This window comes from Streptomyces sp. NPDC006134, from assembly GCF_040628835.1.
Taxonomy (GTDB): Bacteria; Actinomycetota; Actinomycetes; order Streptomycetales; family Streptomycetaceae; genus Streptomyces.
The window spans coordinates 1-18,499 of record NZ_JBEXTV010000020.1 but is presented as its reverse complement, the minus strand read 5'-3'; the positions used below and the strand labels follow the sequence as shown (position 1 = coordinate 18,499).

Genomic DNA, 18,499 nt, shown 5'->3' with positions numbered 1-18,499 from the left:
TGTCATACCTGCTCAGCCATGTCTGTCCAGCCATACCTGTTCAGCCTGTTTCGCGGGGCCCGGTCCGGTGGGACCGCCCGTGGCCGAGCGCATAGGGTGAAGGCATGGCCGACGTGGAGGTGCTGCAACTGCTGGTGTCGCCGTCGCACCGGCTGGCCGGGCGGCCCGCCGACGGGCTGCCGTCCGGTCCGCCCGACGAGTGCGTGCCGCAGGTGGAGGTGCGCGGCCGGCTCGGACTGGTCGGCGACCGCTACTACGCCAGGCCCGCGCACCGCGACGCGGCGGTGACCCTCATGGCCGTGGAGAACCTGCCCCGCGGCATCCTTCCGTCCGCCGATCTGCGGCACACCCGCCGGAACATCCTTCTGCGGGGTGTGGACATCGACGCCTTCCTCGGGTCGACGGTCTCCCTCGACACCGGCGGCGGTCCGGTCCTGTTCGCCGTCAACCGGCCCGCGCGGCCCTGTGCCTGGATGGACGTCACCATCGGCCCGGGCGCCCAGCGCGCGCTGCGCGGCAGGGGCGGTGTGCGGTGCACGCCCCTGAACGACGGTGTGATCGGGCTCGGGCCGGCGGTGTTCCGCGTCGTCGACGGCCCGGACGCCACCGCGCGCCCCGGGACCACGGGGGCGGACTGACCCGAGGGACGGGACGTGGCCCGGCCGCCCCCGTGTCCCGTCGCCGGCCGGCGGCCGACGGCTGGTCCGGCCGGCGTGGGGGCGGGCGTGGCCGGTCGCCGGGCAGGCGGGCCACCGGGGCGGCGGGGCCGTCGGTCACCGCGGCGTACTCCGCGGCGGCCCGGGGAAGACGCCCCGGGCCGTCAGGGATTCCTCGGCCGCGGTGCGGTCCCGGCCGGCCTTCGCGCGGGCCGTCGGGCCGTTGGGCACCGTTGGGCCGTTGGGTCGTCGGGTGCGGCCCGGACGGCGAGTCCGGCGAGGCGGCGCCGGGCGGCGACGCCGACCGGGACGGATCTGGCGCTGGCCGAGGCCCTCCAGGTCCGGCCTCGCGCGCCGTGGGCGCGGATCGCCGCCGCGATCGATGTCGACGCCACCACCGCGGCGCGCCGCTGGCGACGGCTCACCGCGGGCGGCCTGGCCTGGATGACCGCCTGCCCGTCCCACCACATCGCGGCCACCGGGTGCGCGGAGATGTCCTGCCGGCCCGAGGCCCTGGAAGCCCTCACCGGGGAACTGGGCGCCCGGCCCTACGTGTTCAGCGTCGAGCGGACGACGGGCCGGCACCAGCTCCTCTGCCGCGTCGCGGCCCGGGAGGCGCCGGACCTCGACACCTTCGCCACCCGGGAGCCGGCCCGCCTCGGCGGCGTGACGGGCGTCCGGCTCAGTGTCGGCACCTGGGTCTACCGGGAGGGCAGCGGCTGGCTCGTCCACGCGCTCGGCGAACGGCAGCGTTCCCTGCTCGCCGACGACCGCGCCGCCTCGCGCACGCCCCGTCCGGCGGCCGGGCCCGGGGAACGCGACCACCGGCTGCTGTGCGCGCTGGGCGCCGACGGACACCTCAGCCACGCCGCTCTGGCCGCCGCCTGCGGGCTGAGCGAGACCTCCGTACGCCGTCGGCCGGCCCGCATGACGCGCGACCGCGGGAACCACTTCCGCTGCGACCCCGCCCAGCGGCCGGCGGGCTGGCCGGTGTCCGTCACCTACCGGTTCGACGTGCCCGGCGGCCGGCTCGACGCGGTCGGCGCGGCGCTGTCCGCCCTGCCCCAGACCCGGCTGTGCACGGCGACGACCGGCGTGTCCAACCTGCTGCTGCGGGTCTGTCTGCGCTCACCCGCCGAGTCCCGGACCCCGGAGGAGCAGATCCTGCGACGGTTCCCCCAAGTGCCCGTGGTGGAGCGGCAGATGACCCTGTACACGGCCAAGCGGATGGGCCACCTGCTGGACGGCCCTGGGCGGACGGCCGGTCGTCTGCCCCTCACCGCCTGGCCGCACGGCGGAGCGCTCCCGCGGCAGGCGCGGCGGGAGCCGTCCCGGCCGTCAGGCGGCCGCCGCGAACGCGGCGGCGGTGACGGCGGTGTCGGCGTGCGCGTGGATGACCAGACGGGTGCCGCTGGTGTCGGCGTTCGCCTCCAGCAGGCGCCGGGTGGGCGCGCTGTGGGTGGCCACGGACATCAGGATGCCGAGGCCGCTGCACAGCCGGTGGGCCCGCAGGACCACGCTGACCGCCGCGCCGGTCGCCGCCGGCTCGTCCAGGACGATGACGACGGGGGCCGGCCGGTGGGCGCGGACGAGTCCGCCGATCTTCTCGAGAAGCGGCGCCCGCCCGTCGATGCCCGGGTCGCTGGGCACCGTGATGACGAGCACGCCGCGCTCGAGTGCATGAGACAGCATCACGCCCGGTCCTCCCTGCCGCTTTTCATCCATAGCGGAACTACCCCGGCCGGAACATGTCATACACCCCCAGGAGATACCGTCTCGGTCACGACCGGAGGGGCCTGCCCGGTCACGACCGGAGGGGGCTCACCGCCCGGTGACCACGCCCGCGCGCCGGGGCCGGCCGGCCCCGGCGTCCCGTGTGGGCCGTTGCAGTGATTCCGGGAGTCTCCCGGTGTGTCGGCACAGGGGTGCGGTTACTGACAGCCGTATGAGTACAACGTCATGTTTTATGACCATCCGCAAGCGTCGGCCGCTGCGGTCGATGGCCGTTCTCTGCGCCCTGGGCGGCTCCGCCCTGCTGCTGACCGCCTGCGGAAACGCGGAGACCACCGCCGCCGGTGTCGCCGCGCCCGCCCAGACCACGTCCCCCGCCGCCTCCCCCTCGCTGTCCGAGGACCAGGCCGAGCGCAAGGACCTGGTGCCGAAGGCGAAGGTGAGCTGGGACAAGGCGGCGGACACCGCCGTCGGGGAGGTCCCCCGCGGCAAGCTGACCCACCTCGAACTGAAGCGCACCTCACGTGAGGCCACCGCCGCGACGGGCTCCCCCTCCCCCAGCACCCCGAACCCGGCCCCCTCCGTGGGTTCCCCGGAGTGGGCCGCCGAGGTCGCCGCCCCGGACGGCACCGTGCACCGCATCGACATCGACGCCGCCACCGGCAAGGTGTTCCGCACGCAGCCCGACTCCGACCAGGACGCGGACGACAAGCGCAAGGTCGCCGACCGGCTGGGCAAGGCCCGCCAGAGTCCGGAGCAAGCGGTGCAGGCGGCCACCGACAGGACGAAGGGGACCGTCACCGGCATCGAACTCGACGAGAACGACGACCGGCGGCTGATCTGGTCCGTCGACATCGTCACCACCGACAACTGGAACAAGACCACGTACGACGTCGACGCGGGAGACGGCAAGATCCTGCGCGAGCACGTCGACCGCGACTGAGCCGTGCCGGGTTGCCGCCGTCCGCCGCGCGGGCGGCGGCTTCACCGTTCCCGGCACCGGGGCGCGCCGTACCCGCGGCACCTGCGCGGCGAGGCCCGTTCTTCCGTGTCGGCCACCGGAGTGAAACGGATGCTTTCGTGTGAGGACCGGCGTGTCGTGCGAGATCCATCTGTGCGGGGTGCTGGAGCAGCGCCCTCTCGGCAGATCCGCCCGGCCGCGGCGTGCGGCGGGCGGGAAGGGAGCACGTTGTGATGCGTACCAGGAGCACGTCGATAGCCGCTCTGGTGCTGGCGGCCGCCGCGGCATCGGCGGCGCCGGCCGTGGCCGCGCCGGTCGGTGACCAGGACGTCCGGTTCGTCAAGGCCGCCCACCAGGGCAACCTCGCCGAGATCGCCGCCGGTCAGGACGCACAGAAGCACGCGACGACCGCGTGTGTGAAGACGGTCGGCGCGGCCCTCGTCCGCGACCACGGCAAGCTGGACTCCGACCTCGCGGCACTGGCCGCCAAGCTCGGCATCGCGCTGCCGGCGTCGCCGACCGCGGAGCAGAAGCGGGAGCTCGCCGCCGTACAGGCCAAGGCCGGCAGCCCCGCGTACGACACGGCGTGGCTCAAGGCCCAGGACGCCGCGCACACCAAGACCCTCGCCCTCATCGACCACGAGCTGCGGGCGGGCGGGAACGCCGAGGTCAAGGCGGCTGCCCGGGCGGCACGTCCGGTGGTGGCCAAGCATCTGGACATGGTGCGCAGCGGCACCTGCCACGCCGCGGCGGACGCGGGCATGGTCAAGGCGGGCAGCGGTGGGCAGTTCGCCGCCGGGGGTTCCTCCGGGGATTCCTCGCCGTCCGCCGCCGCGTTCGGCCTGGCCGGCGGTGCGCTGCTCGCCGGTCTGGGGGCCGTCCGGCTGGTACGGGGGCGGCGGGGCCCGGCGCCGGGCCGTTGAGCCATGGCCGTAGCCCGCTGGGCGCCGCCGCCGCGTGCGGTGCCGGGGCGGTGATGGCGGCGGTCTCCGGCTGGGCCTTGTTCACCGGATTCACCGGATTCACCGGATTCACCGGATTCACTGGATTCACTGGAATCGCTGGAACCCCGGCTCCGGAGAGCCGGGGAGCGCTGCCGCCACCGGTGGCGGCGGGCGACCGGCGCGGGCCGGCCGTGCCGGAGCGGGTGCGCGCTCCCGGGCTGGACGCGCGGCTCGTCCCGGTCGCGGCGCGGGCCGACGGCGCACTGGACCTCCCCGAGGACGGCCGCGACGGCGCCTGGTGGGCGCTGGGCTCCCCCGTCGGAGCGGCCCGGGGCACCGTGCTCGTCGCCGGTCACGTCGACACGCGGCGCGACGGCCTGGGCGCGTTCGCCGCCCTGCACGCCCTGCGGCCGGGCGCGCCGGTCGAGGTGGTGGGCGCGAACGGTCACGCCTACCGTTATGTGGTCACCGCCCGCCGCACCTACCCGCAGCGGTCGCTGCCCCGCGACCTGTTCGGCCGTGCGGGCCCCCACCGGCTCGCGCTCGTGACCTGCTCCGGCACCTATCGCGGGGCGGGACGCGGATACGACCGCAACCTCGTGCTGTACGCGACGCCCGCGGCGGCGGCCGGGCCGGGCGCGGGGCCCGGCTGACGCACCACGAGCGCTGCCGCGCCATGAGCGGAGAAGCACGGCCGGGGCGGGAGCCGGCGGAGACACAGCCGGCGTGCCCACCGGCAGCGCACGTACACCGACCACCCGGTGACGTACGGCCACCTGGGGCTGTACGCCCCGGGAGGCAAGGTGCGCAGCCGTCCGCCCTGCCGTGTGCGCCGCCGGCTTCTCCGCCGCCGGCCTGGAGCGGCGGCGCGCCGAGGCCGCACGGCAGGGACCGGCCGGGCGGGTGGCGTCGCCGGTGCGCGACGTGCGCGAGCCGCTGCCGCCGTCCCGCCGAGCCGGTCCGCCCTACGGTGCCCCACGTCTCCCGCGGGCCGTGCCGTGCAGGTGTTCGAGGGCGTCCAGGACGACCGTACGACGGTGCCACGCCAGCCAGTGCCCGGCCGTGCCACCGATCTCCTCCAGCGTGCGCAACTGGGCCTGGGTGAAGCCGGCCAGCGGGCGTTCGTGGTGCGAGGAGACCATGCCCAGCACCGTTCCGGAGCGGTCCACCAGCGGGACGCTGTGGCAGGCGCGGCTGCCGGCGCGCAGGATCGTGCGCCGGGAGGCGTCGTCGAAGAGCGCCGCGGTGGCGATGTCGCGCACGGTGACCTGCCGTCCGCTCTCGGCGGCCTTCCCGCAGGCCGTGGAGGAGTCGTCGACGAAGGCGAAGAAGTCGGTGAACTCCTGTCCCAGCCCCACGTGTTTGACCAGTCGCAGCCGGCCGTGCTCGGCCAGCTGCACGTTGCCCATGCCGGCTCCGGTCACGGCGAGGACCCGGCGCAGCACCGCGTTGAGCACGGCGCCCTGGTTGTCCCGTCCGGCGGGGTCCACCGGCAGCCCGCGCAGAGCGGGCGGGCCGCCGCGGGCCCGGCCGGGGAACCACACGGCGGCGTCCGGATCCGGGCCGGGCATGCGGGCGACGGCGTCGGCCAGCGTGTGCATCTTGATGTTGAACCGCTGGGAGGCGTCCCGCAGCAGGGAGAAGGCGTCCTCGGGTGTCGCCGGCGCGTAACGCTCCATGAGGATGCCCTGGGCCAGCGAGATGCCCGGGTGGGCCAGCAGGCGCCCCCGCAGGTCGGCGACCTCCCTGCGCAGCCGGGCGACCTCCGTCTCCCCGCCCGGCTCCGCGCCCGCTCCGTCCGGGCCGTCGTGGGCGGTCTTCGCCACAGGTGACGGGGACGGTGTCCCGGCCTGATGGTCCATCAACAGATCCTCACTGACGGCGTGTCGCCGGGCGGCGGCCTCCGCTCCGCGTCGGGGCATGACGGAACCACCGCCCGCAGCGGCCCGGGGCATGCGCCCGCGGGACCCGCTGTTCAAGGGCCTGCCTGCTTCCCAAGCACTTCCCCGAGCCTAACCACGAGGGGTACCCCGGTGACAACCCCGGATGATCTTCGGGAACCTGTCCGGGCCGCGTGCCGGGTCGTCCCGGTCCGGCGCCGCGCGCTCAGCGCGGGGCGCCGGTGTCCCGGCGGACGTCCCGGCGCCGGCCCCCGCGTCGCGCGGCGGCCACCCCGGCGAGCACCACGCCGGCCGCGAGCACCACGAGCCCGCGCAGCCACACCTCCGCCTCGACCTGGGTGGCGAGCAGCACGCAGGAGGCGGCGCCCAGGACCGGCAGCACGGTGGGCGCCCGGAAGTGGCCGGCCTCGCCCGGCTCGCGCCGCAGGACGAGGACGGCGACGTTGACGATGAGGAACACCACCAGAAGCAGCAGGACGAGGGTGGAGGCCAGGGTGGCGACGCTGCCGGTGAGCGCCAGGAGGACGGCGGGCACCGTGGTCGCCGCGATCGCGGCCCAGGGGGTGCGGCGGCCGGGCAGCACCCGGGTGAGCCCGGAGGGCAGCAGTCCGTCCCGGGCCATGCCGTAGGCGAGCCGGGAGGACATGATGCCGGTGAGGAGCGCCCCGTTGGCGACGGCGACCAGGGCGATCGCGCTGAACAGCCGGGTCGGCACGGTGCCCGCCTCCTTGACGACCTCCAGCAGCGGCCCGCTGGACTCCACGAGCCGCGCGGTCGGTACGGCGGCGGAGGCGGCCACGCCGACCAGGACGTACACGGCGCCCGCGGTGACGAGGGCGCCGAAGAGGGCACGGGGGTAGGAGCGCCGCGGGTCGCGGGTCTCCTCGGCGACGTTCACGGAGGTCTCGAACCCGACGAAGGAGTAGTACGCCAGCACGGAACCGCTCAGGACGGCGGCGGCCGCGCCCTTCTCGGGCGTGCCGAGCTGGGTGAGGCGCCCCACGTCGCCGTCGCCGCGCAGCAGCAGCCAGGCGCCGAGGGCGACGATGACGGCCAGGCCGCCGACCTCGACGACGGTGGCGACGACGTTGGCGCGCGTCGACTCCTTGATGCCTCTGGCGTTGACCAGCGCCAGCCCGGCCAGGAAGACGACGGCGACGAGTCCCACGGGCAGCGTGAGGAACTCCGACAGGTAGTCGCCGCCGAAGCCGCGGGCGAGCGCCGCGACCGAGACGATGCCGGCCGCGAGCATGCAGAAACCCGCGACGAAGCCGGCGAACGGCCCGAAGGCCCGGGTGGCGTAGTGGGAGGCCCCGCCGGCTCTCGGGTACTTGGTGGCGAGCTCGGCGTACGAGGCGGCGGTGAGCAGCGCCAGGAGGAGGGCCACGAGGAGGGGGAGCCAGACCGCTCCGCCGGAGTCGGCGGCGACCTGGCCGACGAGGACGTACACCCCGGCGCCGAGGACGTCCCCGAGGATGAAGAAGTAGAGCAGGGGGGTGGTCAGGGCACGCTTGAGCGCCGGGCCGCCCGAGGCGCGGGCCGGCGACTGGTCCGTGGTTGTCGGCATGTCGCCCCGTGTCCCCTGCGTCACACGAGTCACGCGCCGCCGTGCCGGGGTTTCGCGCCCGGTGGACACGTCCGGATGGCGCGCGACGGGGTGTGACCCGGATGCGTGTCGACACGACGGGGTGTGACCCGGATGCGTGTCGAAGGGGCGACGAGTCGGTCCCGAAGACCTGCGCAGACCGGACCGGAGCCTGGACGACCCGTTCGGCCGCTACGCCGTCACGGCCTTCGTCCAGGCGGCCACCTGGTGGGGGTGGGCCGCGGCGGTGCGCATCGCGTAGAGGCCGCCTGTGCAGTAGCCGGTCAGCGCGACCGGACCGGCGCCGGCCTCGGGCTGGGCGGTGAGGAACCCGAGGCAGGCATCGGCGTCGCGCAGGACACGCTCGGCGGTGTGCGCCTCGGTCAAGGGCATCAGCCGGGCGAAGACCGCGGGCCGGGCCTCTTCCCCGATGTGCCCGGGAAGCTCGACCACCGGTGCCGGGCCGGGCCGGTGGAAGAGGCCGGGGACGAGCACGCAGTACCCGTGCCCGGCCGGTTCGCGGGCCGTCTCCCGCGGCACGGGCCGGATGCCGAAGCCGTCCGCGTACGTCAGCGCCCTGGGTGCCGTCCGCCGCGGCCGGGCAACGGCGATGCGTGCGAGGACCTCGGTCGTCTGCGGCGCGTCGCGGCGGGCCGGTCGCTCACTTCGCCTGGTCCGCGTGACGGCGTAGCTCCTCGGCCTTTCGGTTCATGTAGTCACGCCAGCGCAGGTACTCCTGTACCACCGCGTACCGGCGCTCGTCCGCCTGCCGCCCGTCGGGGAGGCGGGCGTGCCACAGAGCAATCGCATTGATCATGAACTGCCTGCTGCGCTGTTCCGCCTCCACGGCGACCGCCTCGGCGGCATCCGCGCGCGTCGGCTCGCTCACACGGCGGGCTTCCCGCCGTACCTGCGACAGGTGACGTTTGACCACCCTGTTCAGCAGCTCCGTGTCCACCCTCTGCCGCAGCATCGCCTCATGGTCCTTCTCGGCTGCCCAGCGACGGATCCACCCCATCATCAGCGACTCCCCCGGCCGTCACGTCACCACAGCCCCGACCGGTACACGGGAACCGGCCCGGCCCCCGCCGTGGCTCCGTCGTGTCGATGCCCCCGTCGCACCCTTCCGAATCACCGGTGGGCTCACGCCGTCCGGCGCTCGGAGGTGAGCGGGCCGGACGGCCGCCGGCGGGCGGACGTCCTCCGATCCCGGCGGCGAGGCGGAGCGGGCCGGGACCGTGGACGAGTGCCTCTCCGGGCTGACGGTCCATGGGGAGTCGTCCGAGCGTCGCGGTCCGGCCGTGCGGCGCCGGGCCGGCGACGGAGCTCTTGCCGATGGGGCCGGTCCCCAGGGCGGTCTGCTCGTCGATCAGCGGGTGCGAGCGGCCGTGCCGGGCCGGCGGCTGCGCCCGCGGTCGCGTCACCGCACCGCAGAGCACACGGAGGAGGACGAACCTCCTGGCCACGGGGGCTGGGGACTCAGGAGGGCCGCAGGGGAACTCACGGGATGTCGCGCAGACCTGCCGTGCGTCCGCGCGGCGCCGCCTCCCGGGCCACCTCACGGCCCGCCGCCGCGGGGCGCGGACGGGCGGCGTCCTGCCCGCGTCCGGTTCCGTCCGGGCGTGGACTCCCCGGCGGGAAGAACCCCCGTCCGCCGTCCCCCCGTCCACCGTCCCCCGTCCGCCGCCCCTCGGTCGGATGACCGATGCGGGACCCCGCCGGTCCGGGGGACAGTGCTCGCCTCCCCCTGCGGTGTCTCCCCACGGCTCGTCGCGCCGCCGGGGCCACCGCGGGGTGCGATCCCACCCACCCCGATGGAAGGACGTCACCTTGGCTGCCGCACACCCGGCGGATCTCGTCTTCGTCAACGGTTCCGTGCTCACGGTCGACGCCGGCTTCACCGTCGCCTCCGCCCTGGCGGTGACCGGCGGTGTCGTCTCGGCGGTCGGCGACCGGTCCGAGGTCATGGCGCACGCCGGCCCCGGCACCCGGATCGTGGACCTGGCGGGCGGCACGCTGCTGCCCGGTATCAACGACGCGCACCTGCACGGATGCGCGTTCGGGATGACCAGGCCCCCGCTCTCCCTCGACCTCACCCATCCCACGGTGCGGTCGATCGCCGACGTGGCCGACGCGGTGCGCGCCGCGGCCGGCCGTACCCCCGCGGGAGAGTGGATCGTCGGGCACGGCTGGGACCCGGGCTTCCTCCAGGAGTGCGCCGCCGGTCCGTCGCGGCTGCCGACCCGCCGGGACCTGGACCCCGTCAGCCCGCACCACCCGGTCCTGCTGTACTCCGCCTCCGGCCACGCCACCTGGGTCAACTCCGCCGCGCTCGCCCGCGCCGGCGTGGACCGCGACACCCCCGCCCCGCCCGGCGCGGTCATCGTCACCGACGAGGCGGGCGAGCCGGCCGGCCTGCTGTACGAGGGCGCCCAGGACCTCGTCCACCGGGTCCTGCCCGCCCCCTCCCCCGAGGTGAAGGCCGACGCGGTCCGGGCCACGCTCGCCACGCTGGCGCGGCTCGGCATCACCAGTTACACCGAGCCCGGCCTCGGCCCCGGCGGCGACCACCTGATGCGCGGCGCCCTCGGCCAGGACGTCCTCGGCGTGTACCAGGACCTCCTGGCCAGGGGCGAACTCACCGCGCGGGTCAGCGCGTTGCTGCTGCCGGCCGGGATGTCGGGCACGGCCGGGGAGTTCGTGCGGGCGCTGGAGGGGATGCGCGTCGGGCCGTCCGCCGACCCCCGCCGGTTCGCCGTCCTCGGGGTGAAGGTCTTCGCCGACGGCATCCCGCTGAACAAGACGTCCTGGATGCACGAGCCGTACGTCTCCGGCGGGCACGGCGCCCTGTGCGTCGGCGGGCACACCGACCGGGAGCGGACGGCCGGCCTGGAGGAGATGATCCGGCACGCGCACGCGGCCGGTCTCCAGGTCGGCGTCCACGCCACCGGGGACCGCTGCATCGACACCGTCGCCGGCGCCTTCGCCGCGGCGGCGGCCGCCCACCCCAGGCCCGACGCCCGCCACTACGTCATCCACGGCGACTTCCTCACCGCCGGCAGCATGAGGAAGCTCGCGGAGCACGGTTTCGGCGTCACCATGAACCCCACCATCAAGTGGACCGTCGCGGACATCGAGGAGGAGTACGTCGGTCCGGAGCGGGCGGCGTACGAGTGGCCCTACCGGGACGCCCTCGACGCGGGCGTGCGGGTGACCAGCGGGTCGGACGCGCCGGTCACCTTCCCCGACTGGCGGCAGGGCGTGGCGACGATGATGCTGCGCGAGGCCAGGGGGAGCGGGCGGGTCAGCGGCGCGGACCAGCGCATCGGGCTCGCCGAGGCGGTGCGGACCTACACCGCCGACGCGGCCCGGCAGGACTTCGCGGAGAGCTGGAAGGGCTCGCTGGAGGTGGGCAAGGCCGCCGACCTGTGCGTCGTCGCGGGAGACCTGCGGGCGGCCGACCCGCACGAGATCCCGGACCTGCCGGTGGTGTTCACCGCGGTCGGCGGGGACGTGGTGCACGACGAACTCGCCGGTTGACGGCCGCCCCGCCCGGTGATCATCCTGGGCGGATGACGACGACGCGGGGGACGGCGCAGGTGCTGGACGCGGCCGTGGGCCTGCGCCGGGCCGCCCGGGGCACGGGCGGCCCGGACGCCGTCCTCGCGGCGCTGTCCGGCGTGATCGACCACGACTTCGCCTCCCTCGCGCAGTGGGACCCGTTGCGCCGCCGTCACGTCACCCTGGCCGGCACCTACCCGGCCGCCGCGACCGCGTACATCGAGCACCGGCTCCACGACGACCCGGCCTTCGCCGCCGTCCGCCGCTCACCGGACGGCCTGCGCTGGTGGCAGGAGGTGCCGGAGACCGAGCGGCGGGACTCCCCCGGCCTCCGTGACGTCCTCGGCCCCCTGGGGGTGCGGGGCGGCCTCGCCCAGTGCCTGTTCGCGGCGGACGGCAGGTACGTCGGCGTCCTCAGCGTGAGCACCACGCGCGAGTGCCGCGCCCCGGAGGCCCTGCGCGCCGTGATGGCCCTGCTGGGCGAGTCCCTCGGCGCCGTGGCCGATCCCCTGGTGCTCCCCGGGCCGCCCGGCGCGCCGGAGAGCGGGGCCTGTGCCGTGCTGCTGCCGCCGGGGCGGGACGCGGCTCCCGTGCCGGTGAGCGGGCGGCCCCTGCCCGGGCTCGCCTCGGCCGACGCCCCGCTGACCCGGCTCGTACGGCAGGTCGCCGCCGGCCGGCCCCTGCCCGCCACCGTCCTGGTGCCGTACCAGCGGCGTCTGCTCGAAGTCCGGCTGGCCCGTCAGGGCACGGCCCTGCGCGCCGTGTGCCGTCCCGTCGCGCGGCCCGCGGCGCTGTCCGCCCGCGAGACCGAAGTACTGGCGGAGCTGACCCGCGGCCGGACCAACCGGGAGATCGCCGGCCGTCTGGGCATCGGGCTCCGTACCGTCGCCACGCACATCGAGCACATCCTCGCCAAGCTCGGCGTCCCCAACCGGGCCGCCGCCGCGGGACGGGCCGCCGCCTGGGGCCTGGAACCGGCGCCCTGAACGCCGCCGGGCGGCTTCCCCGGGTCACTCGCTTTCGGACAGACGCGGTGAATCGCTTTACCGGGGCTTGACGGAGACGAGACACGCTCGGCCTACTGGAGGGGCAGCCGGGCGTACGGGGGGACCCGCCCGGCGCCGACCCCGTCTGTCGACCCGTATGCCGGCCCCCGCCGAGACGCAGGCCGGGGGTTTCGATGGTGCGGCGTGGAGGGGCGGCGGCCGTGGTCCTGCTGGCTTCCGCGCTGCTGTACTTCTTCCTCCCGGCGCCCTCGCCGGACGCCGGCGGCACGGGCGCCGTGGCGGTGGGCACGGAGGCGGCCGGTCGGACGCCGGGCCCTCGGGCGGAGGGCGTCGCCGGGGAGCCGGAGCCGGTACGGGGTGAGGACGACGTGCCCGTACGCCGGTCCGCCGCGCGCTGTGCGCGGACGGCGCCCGCGGCCGGGTCCGGCCCCGAGACGGCCCGTGTCCCGGTGCGGTGGTCCGCGGACGGCGGGCCCGGGACGGCCGGGCCGTCCGCGGCGACGGCACCGGGGCGGCAGGCGGGTGCCCGTGCCCCCGGTGACGCCGTGTTGCAGACGTTCCGCTGCTGAGCGACGGCAGTACCCCATCGAGGCCCGCGCGTGCGGCCCGGACGCCGTCCAATGCCAATACGCGGTGACGAGCGGGCCCTCGCGTGTGTCCGGCACGGCGACGACACAGGAGGCGGAGTTGCCCGGAAAGCGCATTCTCGTCCTGGGACCGCACGAACTGAGCCCGGACGACCGCAAGATGTGGAGAGGGATACGGGAGGAGGCCGGGGCACCGGCGAACCCGTTCCTCGACCCGGCGTTCGCCACGGCCGTCGGCCGGGTCAGACCGGGAGCGCGCGTGGCGGTGCTGTCGGAGGACGGGGTCCCGGCCGGGTTCTTCCCGTTCGAGAAGGGGCCCTTGGGGCAGGGCCGGGCCATCGGGCTGGGGGTGTCGGACAGTCAGGGGGCCGTCCTGCGCCCCGGAGTCGGGCTCGACGCCCGCCGGCTGCTGCGGGCCTGCGGGCTGTCGTCCTGGGAGTTCGACAACCTGGAGGCCGGCCAGCGGGTGTTCGTCCCGCACGCCGACGAGGAACTGGCCGCTCCGGTGGTCGGCCTCGGTGACGGGTTCGAGCGGTACCGGGAGCGGTTGCGCGAGAGATCGCCGGGCTTCCTCCGGCAGATCCTGGCCAAGGAGCGGAAGCTCGCCCGGCAGGCCGGCGAGGTGCGGTTCGTGTACGACGCCCAAGATCCGCAGGCGCTGCGGGCGCTGATGCGGTGGAAGTCCGCGCAGTACCGGCGGACGGGCCGCCGGGACCGGTTCGCGCAGGAGTGGATCACCGGGCTGGTGGAGCTGCTCGCCCAAGGCGAGGTGCCCGAGTGCCGCGGGGTGCTGTCCGTGCTGTACGCCGGCGGCCGGCCCGTGGCCGCGCACTTCGGGCTGTGCTCGCCCACCGTGCTGTCGTGGTGGTTCCCGGCGTACGACCGTGCGTACGGCAGGTATTCGCCCGGGCTCGTGCTGCACCTGCGCATGCTGGAGGCCGCGGCGGCCCGCGGGATCGAGAGGGTCGACCTGGGCAGTGGGCCGGCCCGCTACAAGGACTCCTTCAAGACCCGGGACGACACCGTCTACGAGGGCGCGGTGGTCCGTCCGGGGCCGGGCGGGGCGGCCTACCTCCTGGGGCGGGAACCGGCGCGCGCCGCACGCCGCTTCGTACGCGGCCGGCCCCGGCTGGCCGGTGCCGCCGCGAGGACGCTGACGCGCCTGGGGCGGTTGCGCGACCGCTGACCGCCGACCGGCGCCGCACGGACCGGCACCGTGCGGCGCCGGGCGGCGTGGTTCCCGGGTCCGTGGCCATACGTCGCGCCCGTCCGGTCACGCCGCCGGGTGCGGCGCGTGGCCGGGGTACGGCGGCAGCTGGGCCGGGCTCACCCGGGTGCCCAGCACCTCCGCCATGAACTGGACCAGCCACCGCTGCGAGGGGCTGCGCGAGGACTCGTGCCGGGCGTAGAGGGCCACCTCGACCGGCTCGGTCTCGAACGGCAGCCGTACCAGGCGCAGCCGCCGGGAGGCGGTGAAGACCTCCCCGACGTACTCGGGGAGGATGGCGACCAGGTCGGTGTGTTCCAGCAGGTACGGCAGCATCGAGAAGCGGGTGGCGTCGACGGCCACACGGTCCAGCAGGCCGTGCATCGCCAGTACGGCCCGCGGCACCACGTGCCCGCTGGGGCCGAAGACCGTCGCGTGGTGCTCGGCCGCGAGCTGCTCCAGGGTGACCGCGTCGCCCCGGATCCGGGGGTGGTCGGCGGCGACCATGGCGACGTAGCGCTCGTGGAAGAGCGGGACGCGCACGGTCAGGTGCGAGGTGAGCACCGGGGTGGCGACGAACGCGTCGAGCTCGCCGCGGCGCAGCTGCCGCTCGGCGTCGTCCACGTCCAGCGGCCGGACGGTGAACGACACCCGGGGCGCGCGTTCGCGGGCTGCCGCCAGGAGGCGGGGCAGGAGGGTCGCCTCGCCGAGGTCGGACAGGGCGATGGTGAAGCGGCCCGCCATGGTCTCGGGGTCGAAGGCGTCGGCCTGCCGGACCGTCCCGTCGATCTCCGCCAGGGCGCGCTGCAGCGGTTCGTACAGCCGGCGGGCCCCGGCGGTGGGCGTCAGCCCGCGCCCGGTGCGCCGGAACAGGTCGTCGCCGAAGTGCCGGCGCAGCTTGGCCAGGCTGTAGCTGACCGTGGGCTGGGTGACGTGGAGCGTCTCGGCGGTGGCCGTGACGCTGCCGGTCTCGTACAGCAGCACGAAGACCCGGGCGAGGTTGAGGTCGAAGGTCCCCATATCGACGGACTCTATATCGGGACGTCGAAACATCTATTGGTGCCCATGTCACGGCGTTCCTTAGCGTGTCCCGCATCACTTCCGGAAAGGAACGTCAGTGCCCTCCGTGCGTCACCTCTCCCACGAGTTCCTGGAACGTCAGGGGCTCACCACCTTCTTCGGCAACCCGGGCTCCAACGAGCTTCCGTTCCTGGCCGATCTGCCCGACGGTTTCCGTTATGTGCTCGGGCTGCACGAGGGTGCCGTGCTGGGGATGGCGGACGGTTACGCGCAGGCGACCGGCCGGCCGGCGCTGGTCAACCTGCACGCCGCCTCCGGGTCCGGGAACGCGATGGGCGCGCTGACCAACGCCGTGGCCTCCCGCACCCCGCTGGTGATCGTCGCCGGGCAGCAGGTGCGGTCCGCCGTCGGCCCGGAGGCCAACCTCGCCAACGTCGACGCGCCGGCGCTGATGAAGCCCCTCGTCGGCTGGGCCGCCGAGCCGGCCTGCGCGCAGGACGTGCCGCGGGCGCTGGCGCAGGCCGTGTTCGAGGCGCGGTTGCAGCGGCGCCCGACCTATCTCTCCGTGCCGTACGACGACTGGGACGCCGAGGCCGGCGACAACGGCCTGCCGGTGCTCGACCGGCAGGTGCAGCGCGCCTCGGCGCCCGGCGGCGAGCAGGTCCGCCGGCTGGTCGGACAGGTCACCGCCGCCCGGCGGCCCGCGCTGGTGCTCGGCGGCGACATCGACGCGGCCGGCCTCTTCGACGACGCCGTGCGGCTGGCCGAGCGCCTGGGCGGACCGGTGTGGGCGGCGCCCTCCCTCTTCCGGCTCCCCTTCCCCAACCGCCATCCGCTGTTCCGCGGCGTGCTGCCCGCCGGGATCGCGCCGGTCTCCCGGGCGCTGGAAGGCCACGACCTGGTCCTGGTGCTCGGGGCCCCGGTGTTCCGCTACCACGAGTACCTTCCCGGCCGGTACCTGCCCGAGGGCACCCGGCTGATCCAGGTCACCGACGACGCCTCCGCCGCCGCGCGGGCCCCGATGGGCGAGGCGCTGGTCGCCGACCCCGGCGCGGTCGTCGGGCTGCTGACGGAGGCGCTCGGCGCCCCGCCCGCCGCGGCGGACGCGTTCCGGCCCGTGCCCGAGCCGCTCACCGCCGAAGGGCCGCGGCTGCACCCCGAGGAGGTCTTCGCCGCGCTGCGCGACGAGATGCCCGAGGACACCGCGTACGTGGTCGAGTCGACGTCGACGAACGCCGCGTGGTGGCGGCAGATGGACCTGCGCCGGCCCGGCTCCTACTACTTCCCGGCCGCCGGGGGCCTCGGGTTCGGGCTGCCCGGCGCGGTCGGGGTCGCGATGGCCCACCCGGACCGCCCGGTCGTCGGCGTGATCGGGGACGGTTCGGCCAACTACGGCATCACCGCGCTGTGGACGGCGGCCCGGCACCGGCTCCCGGTGACCTTCGTCCTGCTGCGCAACGGCACGTACGGGGCGCTGCGCTGGTTCGGCGGCCTCCTCGGCGTGCCGGACGCCCCCGGACTGGACATCCCCGGGCTGGACTTCACCCGCATCGCGGAGGGCTACGGCGTCCCGTCCCGGCACGTCGGCGGCGCCGGGGAACTGCGCGCCGTCCTCGCCGAGCGGCCGGACCACCCCCGGCTCGTCCAGGTGGACACGGCGCTCACCACCCCTTCCTGACCCGCGGACACCCCTCTCGACCACCTCCGCACCACCCTGGAAAGGCAAGCCGATGACACTCCTGGACAGTGACGTCTGGGGCAGCAAGTTCTTCAGCGACGGCTGGCGGGTCTCCGCCGTCGAGCACCCCGTGGTCGAACCGGCCACCGGGAACCGGCTCGGCACGGTGGGCCTGGCCACGGCCGAGGACGTGGGCCGCGCGGCGGCCAGGGCCGCCGAGGCGCAGCGCGCGTGGGCGGCGACCTCCCCGCAGCGGCGGGCCGCCGTTCTGCGGCGGGCGGGCGAACTGTTCACCGAGCACGCCGCGGAGATCGAGGACTGGCTCGTACGGGAGGCCGGTTCGGTGCGGGCCAAGGCGGGCTTCGAGACGCACCTCGCGGTGGGCGAGTGCTTCGAGTGCGCGTCGCTGCCCACGCATCCGCAGGGCGAGGTGCTGACCTCCGAGGAGGCCCGCTGGTCGCTGGCGCGCCGCCGCCCGGCCGGTGTGGTGAGCGTGATCGCTCCCTTCAACTTCCCGCTCATCCTCGGCCTGCGGTCGGTGGCGCCCGCGCTCGCCCTCGGCAACGCCGTACTGCTCAAGCCGGATCCGCGCACCGCGGTCGGCGGGGGTGTCGTCATCGCGCGCGTCTTCGAGGAGGCCGGGCTGCCGGACGGCGTCCTGCACCTGCTGCCGGGCGACGGCTCGGTGGGCCGGGCGGTCGTGGACGCCCCCGAGGTGCGGGTCGTCTCCTTCACGGGGTCCACGCCGGTCGGGCGGGCGATCGGCGAGCGGGCCGGGCGGCTCCTGAAGCGGGCCCACCTCGAACTGGGCGGCAACAACGCGCTGGTGGTGCTGCCCGGGGCCGATGTGCGCAAGGCGGCCTCCGCGGGGGCGTTCGGCTCCTATCTGCACCAGGGCCAGATCTGCATGACGACCGGCCGTCATCTCGTGCACGAGTCGCTGCTCGACGACTACACGGCCGCGCTCGCCGCGAAGGCGAAGGCGCTGACCGTCGGTGACCCGGCCCGCGAGGACGTGGCGCTCGGCCCGATCATCGACCGCCGCCAGCTGGAGCGGGTGCACCGCATCGTGACCGACAGCGTCGCCGCGGGTGCGACCGTCGCCGCGGGCGGCGAGATCGTGGGCGCCGGCTACCGGGCGACCGTGCTGACCGGCCTGACGACCGGCATGCCGGCGTGGCGGGAGGAGATCTTCGGCCCCGTCGCGCCCGTCATCGGCTTCTCGACCCCGGAGGAGGCCGCGCGGATCGTGAACGACTGCGAGTACGGGCTGTCGGTCGGCATCCTCGGGGACGTCGGCACGGCGATGAAGCTGGCCGACCGGATCGACTCCGGCAAGATCCACATCAACGAGCAGACGGTCGGCGACGAGCCCAACGCGCCCTTCGGCGGCGTCAAGGACTCCGGCACCGGGTCCCGTTTCGGCGGCGCCGCCGCCAACGTGGAGGCGTTCACGGAGACCCAGTGGCTCACGGTGCGTCCGGACATCGCCGACTATCCGTTCTGACCGCCGCGCCCGTCCCCGCTCCGCCCCCGTTATGTTTTCCGCGGTCCTGCAAGAGGGCCGCTGGCCTCCGGGCCCGGCATGACTGTTGCCCCCTGTCGAACGGATGACCTGGGGGGTGGTGTCACCGGGCCCGAGGGGTGCCGTCGGAGACGCT

At 75.5% G+C, this 18,499-nt stretch carries 15 protein-coding genes and 2 pseudogenes; 11 read left to right on the top strand and 6 right to left on the bottom strand.

What is annotated here, in order from left to right; all coding sequences use genetic code 11:
- Positions 1-104 precede the first annotated feature (104 nt).
- Positions 105-638: a molybdenum cofactor biosysynthesis protein gene (locus tag ABZ340_RS15505; protein ID WP_358782292.1), complete on the top strand. Its 534-nt coding sequence runs from the start codon at positions 105-107 to the stop codon at positions 636-638.
- 15 nt (positions 639-653) lie between these two features.
- Positions 654-1,580: pseudogene (locus tag ABZ340_RS15500) on the top strand (Lrp/AsnC family transcriptional regulator); the annotation flags it as partial.
- 414 nt (positions 1,581-1,994) lie between these two features.
- Here the strand turns inward: ABZ340_RS15500 and ABZ340_RS15495 are convergent.
- The gene (locus tag ABZ340_RS15495) at positions 1,995-2,348 is read right to left on the bottom strand and encodes a hypothetical protein (RefSeq protein ID WP_358782291.1); all 354 of its coding nucleotides are present in this window, start codon (positions 2,346-2,348) and stop codon (positions 1,995-1,997) included.
- Between the two features lie 274 nt (positions 2,349-2,622).
- Here ABZ340_RS15495 and ABZ340_RS15490 point away from each other — a divergent pair, with 274 nt between their 5' ends.
- From ABZ340_RS15490 to ABZ340_RS15480, 3 genes are all read left to right on the top strand, one after another.
- Positions 2,623-3,330, top strand: coding sequence for a PepSY domain-containing protein (locus tag ABZ340_RS15490; protein ID WP_358782290.1), 708 nt, complete (start codon positions 2,623-2,625; stop codon positions 3,328-3,330).
- A 251-nt stretch (positions 3,331-3,581) separates the two neighbouring features.
- The gene (locus ABZ340_RS15485; protein WP_358782289.1) at positions 3,582-4,271 is read left to right on the top strand and encodes a DUF4142 domain-containing protein; all 690 of its coding nucleotides are present in this window, start codon (positions 3,582-3,584) and stop codon (positions 4,269-4,271) included.
- Complete coding sequence (locus ABZ340_RS15480) at positions 4,268-4,945, top strand: class F sortase (RefSeq protein ID WP_358782288.1); 678 nt, start codon at positions 4,268-4,270, stop codon at positions 4,943-4,945. The genes ABZ340_RS15485 and ABZ340_RS15480 overlap by 4 nt, the downstream gene beginning before the upstream one ends.
- A gap of 312 nt (positions 4,946-5,257) precedes the next feature.
- Here ABZ340_RS15480 and ABZ340_RS15475 read toward each other — a convergent pair whose 3' ends face one another.
- From ABZ340_RS15475 to ABZ340_RS15460, 4 genes and pseudogenes are all read right to left on the bottom strand, one after another.
- Positions 5,258-6,154 carry a GAF domain-containing protein gene (locus ABZ340_RS15475; protein WP_358782287.1) on the bottom strand — a complete coding sequence of 299 codons (897 nt, stop codon included), beginning with the start codon at positions 6,152-6,154 and terminating at the stop codon, positions 5,258-5,260.
- Positions 6,155-6,398: 244 nt separating this feature from the next.
- Entirely contained in the window at positions 6,399-7,760 is a 1,362-nt protein-coding gene (locus ABZ340_RS15470; protein ID WP_358782286.1) for an APC family permease, read from the bottom strand.
- Positions 7,761-8,000: 240 nt separating this feature from the next.
- Positions 8,001-8,383 (bottom strand): annotated as a pseudogene (locus tag ABZ340_RS15465) (dienelactone hydrolase family protein); the annotation flags it as partial.
- Positions 8,384-8,439: 56 nt separating this feature from the next.
- Positions 8,440-8,799 (bottom strand): hypothetical protein, encoded by a 360-nt coding sequence (locus tag ABZ340_RS15460; protein ID WP_358782285.1) that lies wholly within the window; start codon positions 8,797-8,799, stop codon positions 8,440-8,442.
- A gap of 809 nt (positions 8,800-9,608) precedes the next feature.
- Here ABZ340_RS15460 and ABZ340_RS15455 point away from each other — a divergent pair.
- The 4 genes from ABZ340_RS15455 to ABZ340_RS15440 all read left to right on the top strand — a co-directional run bounded on the left by ABZ340_RS15455 (position 9,609) and on the right by ABZ340_RS15440 (position 14,119).
- Positions 9,609-11,318: an amidohydrolase gene (locus tag ABZ340_RS15455; RefSeq protein WP_358782284.1), complete on the top strand. Its 1,710-nt coding sequence runs from the start codon at positions 9,609-9,611 to the stop codon at positions 11,316-11,318.
- Positions 11,319-11,350: 32 nt separating this feature from the next.
- Positions 11,351-12,325, top strand: coding sequence for a LuxR C-terminal-related transcriptional regulator (locus ABZ340_RS15450; RefSeq protein WP_358782283.1), 975 nt, complete (start codon positions 11,351-11,353; stop codon positions 12,323-12,325).
- A gap of 194 nt (positions 12,326-12,519) precedes the next feature.
- Positions 12,520-12,915 (top strand): hypothetical protein, encoded by a 396-nt coding sequence (locus ABZ340_RS15445; protein WP_358782282.1) that lies wholly within the window; start codon positions 12,520-12,522, stop codon positions 12,913-12,915.
- A 118-nt stretch (positions 12,916-13,033) separates the two neighbouring features.
- Complete coding sequence (locus ABZ340_RS15440) at positions 13,034-14,119, top strand: GNAT family N-acetyltransferase (protein WP_358782281.1); 1,086 nt, start codon at positions 13,034-13,036, stop codon at positions 14,117-14,119.
- A gap of 87 nt (positions 14,120-14,206) precedes the next feature.
- On the opposite strand, the gene ABZ340_RS15435 is transcribed toward ABZ340_RS15440, so the two are convergent.
- The gene (locus ABZ340_RS15435) at positions 14,207-15,160 is read right to left on the bottom strand and encodes a LysR family transcriptional regulator (protein ID WP_358782280.1); all 954 of its coding nucleotides are present in this window, start codon (positions 15,158-15,160) and stop codon (positions 14,207-14,209) included.
- A gap of 97 nt (positions 15,161-15,257) precedes the next feature.
- Here ABZ340_RS15435 and mdlC point away from each other — a divergent pair, with 97 nt between their 5' ends.
- The gene (gene mdlC, locus ABZ340_RS15430) at positions 15,258-16,838 is read left to right on the top strand and encodes a benzoylformate decarboxylase (protein ID WP_358782279.1); all 1,581 of its coding nucleotides are present in this window, start codon (positions 15,258-15,260) and stop codon (positions 16,836-16,838) included.
- A gap of 52 nt (positions 16,839-16,890) precedes the next feature.
- A complete protein-coding gene (locus ABZ340_RS15425; protein ID WP_358782278.1) occupies positions 16,891-18,345 on the top strand; it encodes a benzaldehyde dehydrogenase in 1,455 nt (484 codons plus the stop codon).
- The last annotated feature ends 154 nt before the right edge of the window (positions 18,346-18,499 follow it).